This is a genomic window from Burkholderia sp. AU16741 (genome assembly GCF_002223345.1).
GTDB lineage: Bacteria > Pseudomonadota > Gammaproteobacteria > Burkholderiales > Burkholderiaceae > Burkholderia > Burkholderia sola.
In genome coordinates, this window is sequence record NZ_NKEZ01000003.1 from 1768083 (window position 1) to 1786884 (window position 18802).

The following is an 18802-nucleotide window of genomic DNA, read 5'->3' on the forward strand; positions in this document are numbered from 1 at the left end:
TTAGAAAAGCGAGGCGAAGGGAGACAGGACGGCGCTCAGGACGGCGTAGCCGACGTTGACGAGCGGACGCAGCCAGAAGTTCGTCAGCACGCCCGTCGCGACGAGCACGAGGACGATGATGAAACCGTACGGCTCGATGCGCGACAGCGCGATCGATTGCCTGGTCGGCAGCAGCGCCGCCAGGATGCGGCCGCCGTCGAGCGGCGGCAGCGGAAACAGGTTCAGCACGCCGAGCACGAGGTTCGCGCTGACGCCGGCGAACGCCATCCGCGTGAAGAACGGCTCGTCGACGCCGACGGCCGGCAGCACGAGGGTCAGCAGGCCCCAGACGAGCGCCTGCACGAAGTTGCAGGCCGGGCCTGCCAGCGCGACCCACAGGCTGCCCCAGCGCGGATTGCGCAGGTTGCCGAACGATACCGGCACCGGCTTCGCATAGCCGAACAGAAACGCCCCGCCGGTCAGGAAGTACATCGCGAGCGGAATGGCGATCGTGCCGAGCGGGTCGATGTGGCGCATCGGATTGAACGACACGCGCCCCATCGCGTAGGCGGTGTTGTCGCCGAGCAGGCGCGCGGCGTAGCCGTGCGCGGCCTCGTGCAGCGTGATCGCGAAGATCACGGGCAGCGCGTAGACGGCGATGGTCTGTATCAGGGAAGCATCCATATCGCGTTATTGTAACAAGCGCACTCGCGCAAAAATGAACGGCGCTTACGCGACCGAGAGTCCGAAAGGTTCGAGCGCGCCGCGCCCCGCGCGGACGAGTTCGGGCGCATCGCCGGTCAGGTCGATCACCGTCGACGGTTCGCGCGGGCACGCGCCGCCGTCGATCACGAGGTCGACCTGTTTCTCGAGGCGCGCGCGGATTTCCTCGGGATCGTTCAGCGGTTCGTCGTCCGGCGGCAGGATCAGCGTCGTGCCGAGCAGCGGCTGGCCGAGCGACTCCAGCAGCGCGAGCGTGATCGCATGATCGGGCACGCGCAGCCCGATCGTCTTGCGCGACGGGTGCGACAACCGGCGCGGCACTTCCTTCGTCGCCTGCAGGATGAACACGTACGGGCCCGGCGTCACCGACTTGATCTGCCGATACTGGCGGTTGTCGACCATCGCGAAGTTGGCGAGCTCCGACAGGTCGCGCACGAGCAGCGACAGGTGCTGCTTCTCGTCGAGACCGCGAATCCGGCGTACGCGCTCGACCGCATCCTTGTCGTCGAGATGGCACGCGAGCGCATAGCTCGAATCGGTCGGCATCGCGATTACGCCGCCCTTGTTGACGATCTCCACAGCCTGCTTGATCAGGCGCGGCTGCGGATTATCCGGGTGAATCCTGAAGAACTGGGACATGGGGACACGTAAAGAGGGAGAAGTCGGATGCGCGCAGCGACGGCAACGCGGGCGGCCCGAAGCCGCCCGGCGTCAGAGCCAGCGCTCCCAGACCGGTGTCAGGTCGGGCGGCAACGGCGGCAGGCTGCCGAGCTCGATGCGGCCCTCGCCCGGCGCATGGAAATCCGAGCCGCGCGACACTTCGAAGCCGAAGCGGCGCGCGACATCCGCGTACTCGCGGTACTGGTCGGGCGTGTGACTGCCCGTGATAACCTCGATCGCGCGGCCGCCGAGATCGATGAACTCGCCGAAGAACGCGTCGAATTCGACCGGCGTATAGCGATAGCGGCCCGGATGCGCGACCACCGCTTCGCCGCCTGCCGCGCGGATCCAGCCGACCGCGTCGGACAGGGACGCCCAGCGATGCGGGACGAAGCCGGGCTTGCCGTCGCCGAGCAGGCGGTCGAACACGTCCGACGTCGATTCGGCGTGGCCGTTTTCGACGAGAAAGCGCGCGAAGTGCGTGCGCGAGATCAGGTCGGGATTCGACACGTATTTGAGCGCGCCTTCGTATGCGCCGGGAATGCCGAGCGTCGCGAGCTGCTCCGCGATCGCCAGCGCGCGCGCGGCGCGGCCGTGGCGCGTGCGGTACAGGCCGTCGACCAGCGCCGGATGGGCGGGATCGATGTTCAGACCGACGATGTGCACGGTGCGCGATGCCCACGTGACCGAAATCTCGACGCCGCTCAGGTAGCGCATGCCGAGCGCTTCCGCCTCGCTGCGCGCCACCGCCTGGCCGCCGATCTCGTCGTGATCGGTCAGCGCCCACAGGGTCACGCCGCCCGCATGCGCGCGGCGCGCGACGTCGGCAGGCGACAGCAGCCCGTCGGAAACATTGGAATGGCAGTGGAGATCGGCGTTCATTGTCGGCATGGCAGGTAAGGCTTCATTCTACTGCAATGCGGCAATTGCGCCGCCGGCCTGCCCTGCCGCCCGTGCCACGCGCCTACGCGCAGAACGCCTCGATCAGCGCCGCGATCTGCTCGGGCTGGTCGTGATGCACCATGTGGCCGGCGTCCTCGATGAGCTTCTCGCGCCAGTCCGGGAACGCGTTGAAGCGCGCCTTGAATTCGGACAGGGGAATATCGCCGGCGATGTAAGCGAGCGTCGGCGAATTGACGGCCTCGACGTGCAGCACCTTCGCGCGCACCTGCTTCCAGGTCGCCATCACTTCGTCGAGCCGGTACAGCAGCGGGCCCGGCATCTTGTGCGCCGGGTCGGCGAGCAGATGGTAGAGGCCGTCGTCGCCGCGTTTCGACCAGTGCGCGGCGAGAAACGCGGCGCGGCGCGGGTCGAGCCGCGGATTGGTCTTGATCAGGCGCGCCGCCACGTCGTCGAGGGACGCGTACGGCCGCAGCGCGGGCGGCTCGCGCAGTTCGTCGAGCCAGCCGCGCAGCCGGCGCGGCGCCTGTTCGGCGCGGGCCGGCGCGAGCCCGAACCCTTCGAGATCGACCACGCGGCGCACGCGTTCCGGCCGCGCGCCGGCATACAGGCACACGACGTTCGCGCCCATGCTGTGTCCGACCAGATTGATCTCGCCGCTCGGCGCATAGCGGTCGACGAGCGCATCGAGGTCGGCCAGGTAATCGTGGAACCAGTAGTGGCCGCCGCCCTGCCGCGCGACCGGCCAGTCGGACAGCCCGAAGCCGCGCGCATCGGGCGCGATCACCTGCCAGTCGCCCGCGAGCGCATCGACGACGAACTGGAACGACGCCGCGACGTCCATCCAGCCATGCAGCATGAACAGCGTGGGCGCATCAGGCCGGCCCCAGCGCCGCACATGCAGCTGGACGCCGCGCACCGTGATGAAATCGGAAACAGAACTCGAGGCACTCATTGCAGCCGCCAAAAAAAGAATGGTCGTTCGATTATAGCGGCGCCCCGGTTCCGGCGGCCGGCAATCGAGGTAGCGCTCTAGCGGCGAGGTCGTTCCAGCGCCGGCCGGCAGGCGCCATCGATCCGGTGCGCGAGCCGGCCGGCGGCCGTCCGGACGTGGGTAAACGCGATCCGGCTAGTGCGCGGGACGTCCGTCCGCCGCATCCTGCGCGGCCAGTTCGTCGAGTTCGGCCTGGTCGAAGCCGGCATCGCGCCGCGCATCGAAATTGAACGGGCCGCGCAATCGCGGCGCGTGGTACTGCTCGGCGAGCTGCCGATAGGCCGGCACGGGGTCGCGCCCGGCGGCGTCGCACAGATGGCGGAACCAGCGGTTGCCGATCGCGACATGGCCGATTTCGTCGCGCAGGATCACGTCGAGGATCGCGGCCGACGCATCGTCGCCCGCCTGCACGAGCCGTGCGCGAATCGGCGGCGACGCGTCGAGCCCGCGCGCCTCGAGCGTCCGCGGCACGAGCGCCATGCGCGCGAGCACATCGTCCCTGGTCCGCTCGCACATTTCCCACAGCCCGTTGTGCGCGGGAAAATCGCCGTACGCATGCCCGAACCCGTCGGCGAGCCGGTCGGACAGCAGCGTGAAGTGATAGGCCTCCTCGGCCGCGACCTTCAGCCAGTCCGCGTAAAACGCGTCCGGCATGCCCGAGAAGCGCCAGACCGCATCGAGCGCCAGATTGATCGCATTGAATTCGATATGGGCGAGCGCGTGCAGCAGTACGGCACGCCCTGCCGGCGATCGCATGCTGCGCCGCTGCAGCTCGCGCGGTTCGACGAGCGGCGGCCGCGCCGGGCGCCCGGGCAGACCGGCCGGTTCGCGCAGTTCAAGCGCCGGCGCGATCGCGGCGTGCCCGGCCCGCAGCGCATCGTGCAACGCGCGCACCTGCGCGGCCTTGACCGCCGGCTCGGCAACGAGCAGTGCGTCGAGCGCCGCGCTGCGCACACAGGCCGGCGCCGGGCCGAAAGAAGAAGACTCGATGCTCATAAACGGGGACACCCTGCGTACGCGTGGCGGGAGCACAGGCACGCGACGGTTTACAATATGCGTTTGTTCCACGGCGCCAGGCGCCGGCCACACCGGACGCGCCATTCTACCGGCGCCCATCATCGAAGAGACAAGGAGACCCCGTGACGATCTACAAGCTGGGCGATACGGCCCCGACGATCCACGAAAGCGTGTTCGTCGCCGATACGGCGGCCATCATCGGCAAGGTCGTGCTCGAGGAAAACGCGAGCGTGTGGTTCGGCGCGACGATTCGCGGCGACAACGAGACGATTACCGTGGGCATCGGCAGCAACGTCCAGGAAGGCGCGGTCCTGCATACCGACCCGGGCTTTCCGCTGACGATTGCGGAAAACGTGACGATCGGGCACCAGGCGATGCTGCACGGCTGCACGATCGGCGAAGGTTCGCTGGTCGGGATTCAGGCGGTGGTCTTGAATGGAGCGGTCATCGGCCGCAACTGTCTGGTCGGTGCCGGCGCGGTCGTGACGGAAGGCAAGACGTTCCCGGACAATTCGCTGATTCTCGGCGCACCGGCGAAAGTCGTGCGCGAGCTGTCGGCCGAAGACGTCGCGCGGCTGCGCGCGAACGCGAAGACGTATGTCGAGCGACGCGCGCATTTCAAGGAGCAACTCGTGCGGATCGGGTGATCCGCACGGATTTCAAGGAAGAAGAGTGAGCGACCAGTTACAGAAATTCATGTTCAATGCGGCGCCCGTGCGCGGCGAGATCGTTTCGCTGCGCAACACGTGGCAGGAAGTGCTCGCCCGCCGCGACTACCCCGCCCCCGTGCGCACGGTGCTCGGCGAAATGATGGCCGCGTGCGCGCTGCTGTCCGCGAACCTGAAATTTCACGGCACCCTGATCATGCAGATCTTCGGCGACGGGCCGGTCCAGATGCTGGTCGTCCAGTGCGGGTCCGATCTGTCGATGCGGGCCACCGCGAAGTTCTCGGGCGACGCCGCGCAGACGATCGGCGACGACACGAACTTCGCGGCGCTCGTCAACGCGAGCGGCCACGGCCGCTGCGTGATCACGCTCGACCCGGCCGACAAGCTGCCGGGCCAGCAGCCGTACCAGGGCATCGTGCCGCTGAACGGCATCGACGGCCCGCTCGAATCGGTGTCGCAGGTGCTCGAGCACTACATGCATCATTCCGAACAGCTCGACACGCGTCTGTGGCTCGCGGCCGATCGCGACCGCGCGGTCGGGATGCTGCTGCAGAAGCTGCCGGGCGACGGCGGCATCGTGCCGCGCAACGCCGAGACCGATCTCGACACGTGGGAGCGCGTGTGCACGCTCGGCGGCACATTGTCCGCGAAGGAGCTGCTCGAAGTCGAACCGGAAGTGGTGTTCCGCCGGCTGTTCTGGCAGGAAAACGTGCAGCACTTCGAACCGGCCGGCACCCGCTTCCAGTGCTCGTGCTCGCGCGAGAAGGTTGGCGCGATGCTGCGCATGCTCGGTCGCGAGGAAGTCGACAGCGTGATCGTCGAGCGCGGCCACGTCGAGATCCACTGCGAGTTCTGCAACCAGCGCTACGAATTCGATCCGGTCGACGTCGCGCAACTGTTCGCGGCGCCCGGTGTCGAAACCGGCATCGCACCCGCGACCGACCAGCGTCACTGAGCCGCGCACCCGTGCCCGCCAGCGGCACGGCGCGGGCGCATAATGACGCACGAGCGCCGCACGCGCGGTTCAAGCGCCGGAGGCACGGCCTTCGGCGCAAGCCGCCTTCCACGGTCGGCGCGCTGCAGGAGAAACGCATGAATCGCCGCCCCTTTTACACACTCCGCACCCTCGTCCTGACGAGCATGGCAGCCGGCACGCTCGCGCTTGCCGGCTGCGCGATGCCGCCGCCCACTGCCACGATCCTGAGCCGCTTGCCCGAACCGGGCGCGTCGGGCGGCCAGCCGCCGGTGCTGTCGAGCGCCGAACGCAAGCGCTACGACGAGATCGATCGGCAGGTACTGCGCGAGCAGAACAGCGCGATGGCGGCCGAAGCGGCCGCGCGCGCGTGGGCCTATTACTCGCCGCCGCCCGTGACGGTCTACGGCGGGTACTACGGCGGATGGGGTAATCGCTGGGGTACGGGTATCGGTTACGGCTACCCGGGCTGGTGGTGGTGAGCGGGCGTCGCCCGATCGATTGACGACTGGCAGGAAATAAAAAAGCGCGGCATTTCCCGCGCTTTTTCAATGGATTCGAGGCATCGTGCTCAGTGATGCGCCGCCTTGCCCTTGTCGCCGCCGCGATGCCGCGACGGCTTCGCGATTGACTGCGGATTCGGCACGACGCGCACCGGCGCCGCGGAGACGGCGCCACGCGTCGACGTATTCGACGGCGTGTTGTTCACCGGCCCTGCCGGTGCATTCGGCGACACGAACTGCACGAATACTTCGCCGTCCTTCACCATGCCCATCTCGTAGCGCGCACGCTCCTCGATCGCCGCGGTGCCGCTCTGCAGATCCTGCACTTCACCGGCGGTGCGCTCGTTGCGCAGCTTCTCGTCCGCGTTCTTCTGCAACTGATCGTCGAGTTGCTGACGCAATTCGTGCACCCGCAGCCAGCCGCCGTGTCCCCACCATAGGGGGTACTGAATGAGCGCCAGCAAGGCAATCAGGACGACAGTGACAAGCCGCATGTAAGAGACGCAGATATAAGAAGCGCCGCTCCGCGCACAGGCACAGAGCGGCGTCGAGATGACTAACCCGATAGTAGCGCGTTAGCGCAGGTTATAGAAAGCCGATTTGCCCGGGTAGCTCGCGATGTCGCCGAGATCTTCCTCGATACGCAGCAGCTGGTTGTACTTCGAGATGCGGTCGCTGCGCGACAGCGAACCCGTCTTGATCTGACCGGCGTTCAGGCCGACCGCGATGTCCGCGATCGTCGAATCTTCCGTTTCACCCGAGCGGTGCGAGATCACGGCCGTGTAACCCGCGCGCTTCGCCATTTCGATCGCCGCGAACGTTTCGGTCAGCGTACCAATCTGATTGATCTTGATGAGGATCGAGTTCGCGATGCCCTTCTCGATGCCTTCCTTCAGGATACGCGTGTTCGTGACGAACAGGTCGTCGCCGACCAGTTGCACTTTCTTGCCGAGGCGATCGGTCAGCAGCTTCCAGCCGTCCCAGTCGCTTTCGTGCATGCCGTCCTCGATCGACACGATCGGGAACTTGTCGGCGAGCGTCGCGAGGTAATCGGTGAATTCGGCCGACGACAGTTGCAGGCCCTCGCCCGCGAGCTGGTACTTGCCGTCGTGGTAGAACTCGGATGCCGCGCAGTCGAGCGCGAGCAGCACGTCTTCGCCCGCACGGTAGCCGGCCTTCTCGATCGACTGCAGGATCGTCGACAGGCACTCGTCGTTGCTGCCGAAGTTCGGCGCGAAACCGCCTTCGTCGCCCACCGCCGTGCTCATGCCGCGATCGCTGAGGATCTTCTTCAGCGCGTGGAACACTTCCGCGCCGCAGCGCAGCGCTTCACGGAACGTCGGCTGGCTGACCGGGACGATCATGAATTCCTGGATGTCCAGGCTGTTGTTCGCATGCGCGCCGCCGTTGACGATGTTCATCATCGGCACCGGCAGCTGCATCGCGCCCGAACCGCCGAAGTAGCGGTACAGCGGCAGGCCGGCTTCTTCGGCAGCCGCCTTCGCGACGGCCATCGACACGGCCAGCATCGCGTTCGCGCCGAGGCGCGACTTGTTGTCGGTGCCGTCCAGCTCGAGCAACGTCTTGTCGAGGAACGCCTGTTCCGACGCGTCGAGGCCCATGATGGCTTCGGAGATTTCGGTGTTGATGTGCTCGACCGCCTTCAGCACGCCCTTGCCGTTGTAGCGGCCGGCTTCGCCGTCGCGCAGCTCGATCGCTTCACGCGAGCCGGTGGACGCGCCCGACGGCACCGCCGCGCGGCCCATCGTGCCCGATTCGAGCAGCACGTCGCATTCGACGGTGGGGTTGCCGCGCGAATCCAGAATCTCGCGGCCGATGATATCTACGATTGCACTCATGGGTTTCCTCTGAGAATGACGATGGATTCTTCAAACTGCGACGGCGTGCGCGCCGGAACCGCTTTCGCTACAGACGCGCGAAGCCGTCGCAAGGTTCATTCGATCTTTAATTGAAATCGTTTTCCAGGAACGGATTGCGCTTCACCGCCTGGTCGAGCGTGACGAGGGTCTCCAGCAACGCGCCCATCCGGTTCAGCGGCACCGCGTTCGGGCCGTCCGACTTCGCCTCGGCCGGATTCGGATGCGTTTCCATGAACAGGCCCGCGACGCCCGTCGCGACCGCCGCGCGTGCGAGCACCGGCACGAATTCGCGCTGGCCGCCCGAGCTCGTGCCCTGCCCGCCCGGCAACTGCACCGAGTGGGTCGCATCGAACACGACCGGCGCGTTCGTCTCGCGCATGATCGCGAGCGAACGCATGTCCGACACGAGATTGTTGTAGCCGAACGAGACGCCGCGCTCGCACGCCATGAAGCGGTCCTCCGACAGCCCGGCCTCACGTGCCGCGTCGCGCGCCTTGTCGATCACGTTCTTCATGTCGTGCGGCGCGAGAAACTGGCCCTTCTTGATGTTGACCGGCTTGCCCGAGCGCGCGCACGCATGGATGAAATCGGTCTGACGGCACAGGAACGCGGGCGTCTGCAGCACGTCGACGACCGACGCGACCTGCTCGATCTCTTCGATCGAATGCACGTCGGTCAGCACCGGCAGCCCGAGCTGGCGCTTCACCTCGCCGAGGATCCGCAGCCCTTCGTCCATTCCGAGGCCGCGAAACGACTTGCCCGAACTGCGGTTCGCCTTGTCGTAGGACGACTTGTAGATGAACGGAACGTTCAGCTTCTCGCAGATCTCCTTCAGGCGGCCGGCCGTGTCGATCGTCATTTGCTCCGATTCGACGACGCAGGTACCCGCGATCAGGAAGAAAGGCTGGTCGAGACCGACCTCGAAATCGCACAGCTTCATGCTTGCACTCCGCGCGCTTGCTTGTTGGCGAGCGCGGCTTCGACGAACGACTTGAACAGCGGATGACCGTCACGCGGCGTGGACGTGAATTCCGGGTGGAACTGGACACCGACGAACCACGGGTGCATCGAACGCGGCAGCTCCATCATTTCCGGCAGATCCTCGCTCGGGGTACGGGCGCTGATGATAAGGCCGCCGGCTTCGAGCTGGGGCACGAAGCGGTTATTGACTTCATAACGGTGGCGATGGCGCTCGTTCACGTCCTTGCCGTAGATTTCCTCCGCCATCGTGCCCGGCTTGATCGGGCAGCGCTGCGAACCCAGGCGCATCGTGCCGCCGAGATCGGATTCCTCGGTGCGCGTCTCGACCTTGCCTTCGCGGTCGTACCATTCGGTGATCAGCGCGACCACGCGCTCCGGCGTGTCCGGATCGAATTCCGTGCTGTTCGCCTGCTTCAGGCCGACGACGTCGCGCGCGAATTCGATCACCGCGAGCTGCATGCCGAGACAGATGCCGAGATACGGCACCTTCGACTCGCGCGCGTAGCGAACCGCGGCGATCTTGCCTTCCGTGCCGCGACGGCCGAAGCCGCCCGGCACCAGCACGGCGTCGAGATGCTTCAGGCTATCGACGCCGTTCGTCTCGAGCTCTTCCGAGTCGATGTACTCGATGTTGACCTTGGTCGACGTATGGATCGACGCATGACGCAGCGCCTCGATCAGCGACTTGTACGACTCGGTCAGGTCGACGTACTTGCCGACCATGCCGATCGTCACTTCGTGCTGCGGGTTCTCGAGCTTTTCGACGAGCGTCGACCACATGCTCAGGTCGGCATCCTTCGGCGACAGCTTCAGCTCTTCGCAGATGATCCGGTCGAGGCCCTGGTCGTGCAGCATCTGCGGAATCTTGTAGATGCTGTCGGCGTCCCACACCGAGATCACGGCGTCTTCGGGCACGTTCGAGAACATCGAGATCTTCTTCGATTCGTCGTCGGGGATGCGGCGATCCGCACGGCACAGCAGCACGTGCGGCAGGATGCCGATCTCGCGCAGCTTCTGCACGCTGTGCTGGGTCGGCTTCGTCTTCAGCTCGCCGGCCGTCGCGACGTACGGCACGAGCGTCAGGTGCACGAAGCACGCGCTGTTGCGGCCGAGGCGCAGGCTCATCTGGCGCGCGGCCTCGAGGAACGGCAGCGACTCGATGTCGCCGACCGTGCCGCCGATCTCGACGATCGCGACGTCCGGCTCGCCGCAGGTGGCCGATGCCGCCCCGCGCTCGATGAACGCCTGGATTTCGTTCGTGATGTGCGGAATGACCTGCACGGTCTTGCCGAGATAGTCGCCGCGGCGTTCCTTGCGGATCACCGATTCGTAGATCTGGCCGGTCGTGAAGTTGTTGGCCTTGCGCATCTTCGTGCTGATGAAGCGCTCATAGTGGCCGAGGTCGAGGTCGGTCTCCGCTCCGTCTTCCGTCACGAACACTTCGCCGTGCTGGAACGGGCTCATCGTGCCGGGGTCGACGTTGATGTAGGGATCGAGTTTGAGGAGGGTGACTTTCAGACCGCGCGATTCGAGGATCGCGGCGAGAGAGGCGGCGGCAATACCCTTGCCGAGGGAAGAAACTACGCCGCCGGTGACGAAAACATATTTGGTCATCGCTGGATGCTCGCGGGAAAAACGGATTATACCGTAAAGCCCGCCCTTCTCTCAGCAATGACGTGATGATCGCGCCCTTTCGTGGCGGCCCGCGCCGGTCGCGTGCGCCGGTGCGAACCGGCCGGCCGGTCGGCGCCGCGCGCATGCGCCGGCGGGCGTTCCAGCCGCCCGACGAAGCGTCAGGCGCGCCTCGCGAGCGGCACGCCGGCCTGCGAAACGCCGCTCTCCTGCGCCTTCAGCGAATTCAGCATCCGCTGCAATGCGCGGGCGGTCTCGATCGGCCGCTCCATCGGGAACAGGTGGCTGCCCTCGAGCCATTCGATGCGCCCGCGCGTCGCGCGGCGCGTCGCATCGAGGCCGACCTGCCGCACCTCGCGCGAGCGCGTGCCGGCGAGGAAGCCGAGCGGCACCGGCGCGCCGTGCGCGAGCCGCGGGCCGAGCGTGTGCGGCAGCGTCCGGTAGATCAGGTATTCGACCTGCCGGTCGAACGCCAGCGCGCGCTCGCCGTCGGCGCCGGCCTGCGGGATCCCGTAGTCGATATAGTCGGCGAGCATCCGCTCGTCCCAGCGGGCGAACGCGGGCTTCTCGCGGAAATGCCGCCACACTTCGTCGCGGCTCGTCCAGCGCGTGCGCCGGTTGCGCGTCGCGGCGGCCGGCGACAGCCGCTCGTCGAGCCCCGCCCACTGGCTCGCGCGCAGCGCGCCGGCGCGCCAGCCCGCGATGATCGGCGAATCGATCATCACGACGCCGCGCACCCACTGCGGCTTCTTCAGCGCGGCCATCAGCGACAGGTAGCCGCCGAGCGAATGGCCGACGAGCCAGACCGGGCGCTCGTAGCGGCTGCCGATATCGTCGAGCAGTTGTTCGACGAGATGCGGCCAGTCGCGCGTCACCGGGTAGCGGCGGTCGTGGCCGATCCGTTCGATGTAGCGCAGCTCGTAGTCGTCGGCCAGTTCGGCGAAGATCGTCCGGTACGTGGACGCAGGGAAGCCGTTCGCATGCGAGAAGTGGAGGATGTCCTTCAAACGCCGATGTCTCCTTTGTCGACGAGAGTTGGCGCTTTAGCGCTTACTCTCGCCCCATGCTTCGCGGTCGACGAAAGTTGGCGCTTCAGCGCTTACTCCCGTCCAATGCTTCGCGGTCGGCAAGAGTGAGTGCTTCAGCCTACGCCAGCTCCATGCTTCATATTTATGTCGGAACCGTGCTTCGGCACGGTACGCCGGCCGCGAGTTTTCCGTCCCGATACGCCAGCCTTCGCCGCGCTCACCGGTCCATCCAGTACCGGCGCCGTTCGTCGCGATAGCGTGCGAATGCGAACCCGCCGCCGGCCGGCGCGACGTCGAACCGCACGGCGCCGTCACGATCGGTGCGCGGCAGCGGAATCCCGCGCGCCTCGTAGCGGGCGAGCACGGTCCGGTGCGGATGCCCGAAACGATTGCGATAGCCTACAGGAAATACCGCGACGCGCGGCCCGACCGAATCGAGGAAAGGCTCGACCGACGACGTGCGGCTGCCGTGGTGCGGCACGACCAGGATCTGCGCGGCCAGCGCGTCGCGCGCCTCATTCACGAGTCGGCGCTCGCCGCGCGCATCGATGTCGCCCGTCAGCAATGCCGAGGCGCCACCCGCATCGATGCGCAGCACACACGATTGTCCGTTCGACGAACCCGTGCCCACCCCGCCCGGCGGCCACAGCATCGTGAAGACGACGCCGTCCCAGGTCCACCGCTGCCCCGCCGCACAAGGCAGCCGATCGGCCACGCCGGCCGCCTGCGCATCGCGCCACAGCCGGTGCCGCGGCGCAATGCCGGCCAGCAGCTGGCGCACGTCGGCGGCCGCATAGACGGCCGGCGCGCCGCCCGCATGATCGGCATCCGCGTGACTGAGCACAAGCGAGTCGATCGTCGCGATGCCGCGCGCCCGCAACGCCGGCGCGACGATCCGCGTACCGGCGTGGGACGACTCCGCGCCCGGCCCCGCATCGAACAGCAAGGTTCGCCGAGCGGTTTCGACCAGCACCGCCGCGCCCTGCCCGACGTCGAGCACGGTGAGCCGAAGACCGCCCGGCGGCGGCGCGTCGGGCGCCGGCGCGACGAGCGGCAGCCACGTCAGCGGCGCGGCCCAACGCAACGGCCAGCCGCGCGGCATCAGCGCCCACGCGACCCCCACGCATGCGAGCGCCAGCACCGGCCACTCGGGCATGCGCGGCCAGAACACACCGGCCGGCCAGTCGGCCAGGTGCGCGAGGAGCGCCATCATCGGTGCGAGCGCCGCATGCGCCAGCCGGAAGGCCGCCGCATCGAGCGGCGGCGGCAACGCGATGCCGGCCAGCACGACCGGCGTCACGACCGAGCTGACCCACGGAATCGCGAACGCATTGCCGAACGGGCCCGACAGGGAGACCTGTGCGAACCAGGCGGCGGTGAGCGGCGCGAGACCGATCGTCACCGCGTACTGCACGCGTGTCGCCTCGGCGATGCGGCGCCGGCAGCGCGTGGCCCATCCGCGCACCCGCCTCCGCAAGCGGGCCGTACCGCTTTCCGCGCCCGTTTCGTCGATCTCGTCGTTCCGATCGGTCTCGCGCACCGCGCGCCAGCCGGCGACGGCCAGCAGGATCACCGCGACCGCGCCGAACGACAGCCAGAAGCCGGCCGACAGCACGGCCCACGGATCGGCGAGCAGCACGCCGCCGAGCGCCGCGCACAACACCGCGGACGTCGGCACGCTGCGGCCGGCCAGATATGCGACGCCGCCACCCGCGATCATCCACCACGCGCGCTGTGCCGGCACGTTGAAGCCGGCGAGCGCGGCGTAGCCCGCGGCAGCAACCAGCGCGGCAAGCGCGGCCGCGTACGGCGCCGGCAACACGAGCGTCGCGGCCCGCGCGCGCAAGCGCACGCGGCGCCAGACCATCGAGACCAGCCAGCCGGCGATCGCGCCGACCAGCCCGACATGGAGACCGGAAATCGCGACCAGGTGGCTCGTGCCGGTGTTGCGCAGGACGCGCCAGTCGTCGTCGCCGATGCCCGATTGGTCGCCGATGGCCAGCGCGGCGACGATGCCGCGGTGCGCCGCATCGCTACCCAGCACCGCGCCGATGCGTGCGCGCAGCGTGTCGCGCACCCGGTCGATCGATGCGCGCCACCCCGATGCGCGCGCATCGAGCAATACCGCCCGACGCGGCGCACTGACATAGCCGATCGCACGAATGCCCGCGGCGAGCCACGCGGCCTCGCTGTCGCGCACGCCGGAATTGGCCTCGGCATGCGGGCGCTTGAGACGCACGACGAAACGCCAGCGCTCGGCAGCGCGCAAATCGGGCAGCGCATCGCGTGTCGCGGATGCGCCATACGCGCGCCACGACAGCCGGATCAATGGCGGAAAACGGGTGAGCCCGGCATCGTTCGACTCGACCGCGAACAGCAGCCGAGCGCCCGTCTCGTCAACGACCGGCAACCCGCGGATCACGCCCGTGACGACGATGTCGCGCCCTTCCCACTCGACAGGCAGACTGTCGCGCAACCGCCATTCGGCCCGCGCGGCCGCATAGCCGAACCCCGCGACGCAGGCCGCGACCGCGCACAGCATCCATCCGCCCACGACGACCGCACGCGTGCGCCGCCGACGCACGCACCATGCGCCCAGCGCCGCGCAGCCCGCGAGCACGGCTGCTCCGATCGTCCATGCGATCGCCCCGGGCAACGCCGCCTGCCGCTGCAGCACGACGACGCCGAGCGCGAACGCGATCCACCACACGCGCATTCCGCCTCCTCGTCGACCCGGCGCCGCCCCTGCCCATGCGGCGCCTTCCGGCAACGATTATGCGGACGAAAGGGCGAGTCGCGGCAGCGCGGCGAGCGCGTTAGCCGAAGTGCATACGGCCAGTTCGCCGGTATCGAGCCCGCGCAATTCGGCGAGCACATCGCCGATGCGCGGCACCTGGTCGGGCGTATTGCGGGTTTTGTAGGCCCATTCGGGCGCGATGTCGGGCGCGTCGGTTTCGACGACGAGCGCGTCGAGCGGCAACTCGGTGGCGAGCCGGCGGATCTGCCGCGCACGCGAGAAGGTCACGTTGCCGCCGAAGCCGAGATGCAGCCCCTGCGCCAGATACGCTTCGGCCTGCTGAAAACTGCCGTTGAACGCATGCGCGATGCCGCGCCGCACGCCGAAACGGCGCAGCCCGGCCAGCACGCGGTCCTGCGACTTGCGCACGTGGCACAGCACCGGCAGATCGAATTCCCGCGCGAGCCGGAGCTGGCCCTGGTAGAAGAACTGCTGCCGGTCTTCGTCGAGCCCCGGCACGAAATAGTCGAGCCCGATCTCGCCGATCGCGACGAAACGCGGATCGTCGAGGCTCGCCTCGATCTCCATGCGCAGCCGGTCGAGATCGGCGTCGCGCGCCTGCGGCGTATACATCGGATGAATGCCGAGCGCGTACGCCGCGCCCGGCGTGCGCTGCGCGAGTTCGCGCACCGTCGTGAAGTTGTCGCGCCCGATGCTCGGGATCACGATGCGCGACACGCCGGCCGCGTGCGCAGCCTGCGCGACCGCGTCGCGGTCGGTGTCGAACTCGGCGGCATCGAGATGGCAGTGCGTGTCGATCCACATGGCAGCGGTCCTGCGCCGTTGTGCCATGCCGCGACGAACAGGCGGCCGGCGAGCGGCGTGGCTTTTTTACACCGGCAGCGCCGGCTCCTCGTGCAGCACCCCGTCGCGCAGCCGCATGATGCGGTCGCAGCGCGCGGCGAGATCGGGGTCGTGCGTGACGATCACGAAACTCGTTTCGAGCGTCTCGGACAGTTCGAGCATCAGGTTGAACACCGTGTCGGCCGTCGTGCCGTCGAGGTTGCCGGTCGGCTCGTCGGCGAGCACGCACGCGGGCTTCGTAACCAGCGCGCGCGCGATCGCGACGCGCTGCCGTTCGCCGCCCGACAGCTCGCCCGGCCGGTGCTTCGCACGCGGGCCGAGACCGACGCGTTCGAGCATCGCCTGTGCCTGCTCCCGCGCGTCCTCGGTCGTCATCCGGCGGATGCGCAACGGCATCGCGACGTTGTCGAGCGCCGTGAACTCGGGCAGCAGGTGGTGGAACTGGTAGACGAAGCCGAGCGCACGGTTGCGCAGTTCGTTGCGCTCGCGCTCGGCGAGCTGCGTAAAAGGCCTGCCGAGCAGCGACACTTCGCCGGCGCTCGGTTCGTCTAGGCCGCCGAGCACGTGCAGCAGCGTGCTCTTGCCGGAGCCCGACGCGCCGACGACCGCGAGCTTCTCCCCGCGCCGCACCGTCAGCTCGGTGTTGTCGAGCACCTGCACGTTGAAGCCGCCCTGTACGAACGCCTTCGTGATCCCGCGCGCCTGAAGCACGTATTCCTGCATACCTGCCGAATCCTGTCTGTTGTGTTGTTGTCGTGAGTCCGCGAATGCGGCCGCGCGGTCATTCATAGCGGAGCGCCTCCGCCGGCTTCACCTTCGCGCCGCGCCAGCTCGGATAGAGCGTCGCGACGGCCGACAGCGCGAACGCGATCAGCCCGATCCGGATCACGTCGCTCGCGACGAGTTCGGACGGCAGCTCGCTGATGAAGTACACCGAGGGCGGCAGGAACTGCACGCCGAACAGATGCTCGATCATCGGGATCAGCCACGGGATGCTCCACGCGATCAGGCAGCCAAGCGCGACGCCGGACGCGGTGCCGACGAAGCCGATCGTCACGCCCTGCACGACGAAGATCTTCATGATCGACCCCGGCTGCGCGCCGAGCGTGCGCAGGATCGCGATGTCGGCCTGCTTGTTGGTGACCGTCATCACGAGCGACGACACGAGGTTGAACGCGGCCACCGCGATGATCAGCGTGAGGATGATGAACATCATCCGCTTCTCGATCTGCACGGCCGAGAACCACGTCTTGTTCTGCTGGGTCCAGTCGCGGATGTAGAGGCTGCCCGACAGCGTATGCGACAGCTCGACGGCGACCTGCGGCGCCTTCTGCATGTCGGTGAGTCGCAGCCGCACGCCGGTCGGCGCGCTCATCCGGAATAGCGCCTCGGCGTCGCGGATGTTGATCATCGCGAGCGTGCTGTCGTATTCGTAGTGGCCCGATTCGAACACGCCGACCACGGTGAACTGCTTCAGGCGCGGCATCATGCCGGCCGGCGTGATCGAGCCTTCGGGCGCGACGAGCGTGACCTTGTCGCCGACCGTCACGCCGAGATTGCCGGCGAGCGCGTCGCCGAGCACGATGCCGAACTGGCCCGGCACGAGCGCGGCCAGCCGGCCGGCCTTCATGTCCTTGCCGATGTCCGACACCTGCGGCTCGAGCGACGGTTCGACGCCGCGCAGCATCACGCCGCTCACCGCGTCCTGGCGCGTGAGCAGCGCCTGCGCGTCGACGTACGGCGCCGCGCCGATCACCGCCGGATTGCGGCGCGCTTCCTGCGCGGTCAGTTGCCAGTCGGGCATCGAGCCCGTCGGCGAGAACACCTCGACGTGCGCGAGCACCGACAGCATGCGGTCGCGCACCTCCTTCTGGAAGCCGTTCATCACCGACAGCACGACGATCAGCGCCGCGACGCCGAGCGCGATCCCGAGCATCGAGACGAGCGCGATGAAGGAAATGAAGCCGTTGCCGGTCGTGCGTTTGCCGGCGCGCGTGTAGCGCCAGCCGATCTGCCATTCGTACGGAAGTTTCAAGCGAATCCTTTCTGCTGGTTACGGCGGGAGGCGCGCCGCGGCCGGACCGCCGCCGGGTGGCGGCCGGCAGCCCGGGCACGGTCGAAAAAACGGCCGCCGGACGCGAACGGGCCGTCAGCCGGCCCGATCACGCGCGCAGTTTGCCATACAATGCGCACCATCATGCACGACCGACGCCTCCATTTTCTCGTTCCGTTCGCGCTGCCGTCGGCGGCCGACGCGGCCTCGTCCCTGCATACGCTGGACAGCCCCGCGCTCCAAAAGTTGCTCGCCCGAGCAAGCCTCGTCGAGCGCGTGACCGGCGAGGACTTCCAGCGCACGCTGCCGCACGAGCGCTGGCTGGCCAGCCGGTTCGGCGCCACGCAGGGCAACGCCGCCGACGAGGCGCCGCTCGCGCCCTACATGCTGCTGGCCGACGGCGGCGATCCCGGCGCGCACGCGTGGGCGTGCGTCGAGCCCGTGCACGTCGAAATCGCGCACGATCATCTGGTGCTCGTCGATCCGGCCGCCCTCGCGCTCGACGACGGCGACGCGGCCGCGCTGCTCGCGGTCGCGCGGCCGCTGATCGAGGAGCTGGGCGTGCGGCTCGAAGCGCCGAACCCCGCGCGCTGGTACCTGTCGAGCGACCAGCTCGCGCGCCTCGCCGGCGCCGCGCCGCTGCGCGCCAGCGGCCGCAACATCGAGATCTGGCTGCCGCACGAGGCGCACACTGGCGAGCGCTCGCGGATGTGGATGAAACTGCAGAACGAAGTGCAGATGGCGTGGTTCCAGCACCCGGTGAACGAAGCCCGCGAGGCCCGTGGGCTGCCGGCCGTCAATTCGATCTGGTTCCATGCGCAGGGCACGCTGAAGCCGGTCGGCAAGCCGTTCGCGCGCGTGGTGTCCGCGTCGCCGGCCGCGCTCGGCCTCGCGCGCGCCGCGCAAGCCGAAGCCGGCAACCTGCCCGCGACGTTCGGCGCGCTGCCCGGCGCCGACGGCGCGACGCTCGTCGAGCTGCCGGCGCTGACCACCCCGTTCATCGAGCAGGACTGGGCGCGCTGGCACGACGGCCTCGCCGCGCTGGAGCGCGACTGGTTCGCACCCGCGCTCGCCGCGCTGCAGAACGGCGAGCTGGCGAGCGTCGACGTGACGCTGTGCGGCGACACGAGCTCCGTCACGCTGCACGCGACGCGCGGCGACCTGCGCAAGTTCTGGCGCCGCCGCGCGCTTGCCTCCCTCTTCGAATAAC

18 protein-coding genes are annotated in these 18802 nt (G+C 68.2%); 4 read left to right on the forward strand and 14 right to left on the reverse strand.

The window, feature by feature from the left end:
- From CFB89_RS10660 to CFB89_RS10680, 5 genes are all read right to left on the reverse strand, one after another.
- Positions 1-663, reverse strand: a complete 663-nt coding sequence (locus CFB89_RS10660) for a site-2 protease family protein (RefSeq protein WP_089467787.1) — start codon at positions 661-663, stop codon at positions 1-3.
- A gap of 45 nt (positions 664-708) precedes the next feature.
- Positions 709-1341 (reverse strand): L-threonylcarbamoyladenylate synthase, encoded by a 633-nt coding sequence (locus tag CFB89_RS10665; protein WP_089467788.1) that lies wholly within the window; start codon positions 1339-1341, stop codon positions 709-711.
- A gap of 72 nt (positions 1342-1413) precedes the next feature.
- Positions 1414-2244: a 3',5'-nucleoside bisphosphate phosphatase gene (locus CFB89_RS10670; RefSeq protein WP_179233404.1), complete on the reverse strand. Its 831-nt coding sequence runs from the start codon at positions 2242-2244 to the stop codon at positions 1414-1416.
- A gap of 82 nt (positions 2245-2326) precedes the next feature.
- The gene (locus CFB89_RS10675; RefSeq protein WP_089467790.1) at positions 2327-3217 is read right to left on the reverse strand and encodes an alpha/beta fold hydrolase; all 891 of its coding nucleotides are present in this window, start codon (positions 3215-3217) and stop codon (positions 2327-2329) included.
- Between the two features lie 174 nt (positions 3218-3391).
- A complete protein-coding gene (locus tag CFB89_RS10680) occupies positions 3392-4252 on the reverse strand; it encodes a ferritin-like domain-containing protein (protein WP_089467791.1) in 861 nt (286 codons plus the stop codon).
- Positions 4253-4395: 143 nt separating this feature from the next.
- On the opposite strand from CFB89_RS10680, the gene CFB89_RS10685 reads away from it, so the two are divergent.
- The 3 genes from CFB89_RS10685 to CFB89_RS10695 all read left to right on the forward strand — a co-directional run bounded on the left by CFB89_RS10685 (position 4396) and on the right by CFB89_RS10695 (position 6396).
- On the forward strand, positions 4396-4920 hold the full coding sequence (locus CFB89_RS10685) for a gamma carbonic anhydrase family protein (protein ID WP_089467792.1): 525 nt from the start codon (positions 4396-4398) through the stop codon (positions 4918-4920).
- 25 nt (positions 4921-4945) lie between these two features.
- The gene (hslO, locus tag CFB89_RS10690) at positions 4946-5896 is read left to right on the forward strand and encodes an Hsp33 family molecular chaperone HslO (RefSeq protein ID WP_089467793.1); all 951 of its coding nucleotides are present in this window, start codon (positions 4946-4948) and stop codon (positions 5894-5896) included.
- A gap of 137 nt (positions 5897-6033) precedes the next feature.
- A complete protein-coding gene (locus CFB89_RS10695) occupies positions 6034-6396 on the forward strand; it encodes a hypothetical protein (RefSeq protein WP_089467794.1) in 363 nt (120 codons plus the stop codon).
- An 89-nt stretch (positions 6397-6485) separates the two neighbouring features.
- On the opposite strand, the gene ftsB is transcribed toward CFB89_RS10695, so the two are convergent.
- The 9 genes from ftsB to CFB89_RS10740 all read right to left on the reverse strand — a co-directional run bounded on the left by ftsB (position 6486) and on the right by CFB89_RS10740 (position 17574).
- Positions 6486-6911, reverse strand: a complete 426-nt coding sequence (ftsB, locus tag CFB89_RS10700; RefSeq protein ID WP_089467795.1) for a cell division protein FtsB — start codon at positions 6909-6911, stop codon at positions 6486-6488.
- An 81-nt stretch (positions 6912-6992) separates the two neighbouring features.
- Positions 6993-8276, reverse strand: a complete 1284-nt coding sequence (gene eno, locus CFB89_RS10705; protein WP_089467796.1) for a phosphopyruvate hydratase — start codon at positions 8274-8276, stop codon at positions 6993-6995.
- 106 nt (positions 8277-8382) lie between these two features.
- Positions 8383-9237, reverse strand: coding sequence for a 3-deoxy-8-phosphooctulonate synthase (kdsA, locus tag CFB89_RS10710; RefSeq protein WP_044848177.1), 855 nt, complete (start codon positions 9235-9237; stop codon positions 8383-8385).
- Positions 9234-10892: a CTP synthase gene (locus CFB89_RS10715; protein ID WP_034207739.1), complete on the reverse strand. Its 1659-nt coding sequence runs from the start codon at positions 10890-10892 to the stop codon at positions 9234-9236. The genes kdsA and CFB89_RS10715 overlap by 4 nt, the downstream gene beginning before the upstream one ends.
- A gap of 179 nt (positions 10893-11071) precedes the next feature.
- On the reverse strand, positions 11072-11917 hold the full coding sequence (locus CFB89_RS10720; protein WP_089467797.1) for an alpha/beta fold hydrolase: 846 nt from the start codon (positions 11915-11917) through the stop codon (positions 11072-11074).
- A 238-nt stretch (positions 11918-12155) separates the two neighbouring features.
- Positions 12156-14654 carry a DNA internalization-related competence protein ComEC/Rec2 gene (locus tag CFB89_RS10725; RefSeq protein ID WP_089467798.1) on the reverse strand — a complete coding sequence of 833 codons (2499 nt, stop codon included), beginning with the start codon at positions 14652-14654 and terminating at the stop codon, positions 12156-12158.
- A gap of 57 nt (positions 14655-14711) precedes the next feature.
- Positions 14712-15500: a TatD family hydrolase gene (locus tag CFB89_RS10730; RefSeq protein WP_089467799.1), complete on the reverse strand. Its 789-nt coding sequence runs from the start codon at positions 15498-15500 to the stop codon at positions 14712-14714.
- 66 nt (positions 15501-15566) lie between these two features.
- On the reverse strand, positions 15567-16262 hold the full coding sequence (gene lolD / locus CFB89_RS10735) for a lipoprotein-releasing ABC transporter ATP-binding protein LolD (protein WP_089467800.1): 696 nt from the start codon (positions 16260-16262) through the stop codon (positions 15567-15569).
- A 58-nt stretch (positions 16263-16320) separates the two neighbouring features.
- The gene (locus CFB89_RS10740; RefSeq protein ID WP_089467801.1) at positions 16321-17574 is read right to left on the reverse strand and encodes a lipoprotein-releasing ABC transporter permease subunit; all 1254 of its coding nucleotides are present in this window, start codon (positions 17572-17574) and stop codon (positions 16321-16323) included.
- A gap of 162 nt (positions 17575-17736) precedes the next feature.
- On the opposite strand from CFB89_RS10740, the gene CFB89_RS10745 reads away from it, so the two are divergent.
- The gene (locus CFB89_RS10745) at positions 17737-18801 is read left to right on the forward strand and encodes a regulator (protein ID WP_089467987.1); all 1065 of its coding nucleotides are present in this window, start codon (positions 17737-17739) and stop codon (positions 18799-18801) included.
- Position 18802: the final 1 nt, after the last annotated feature.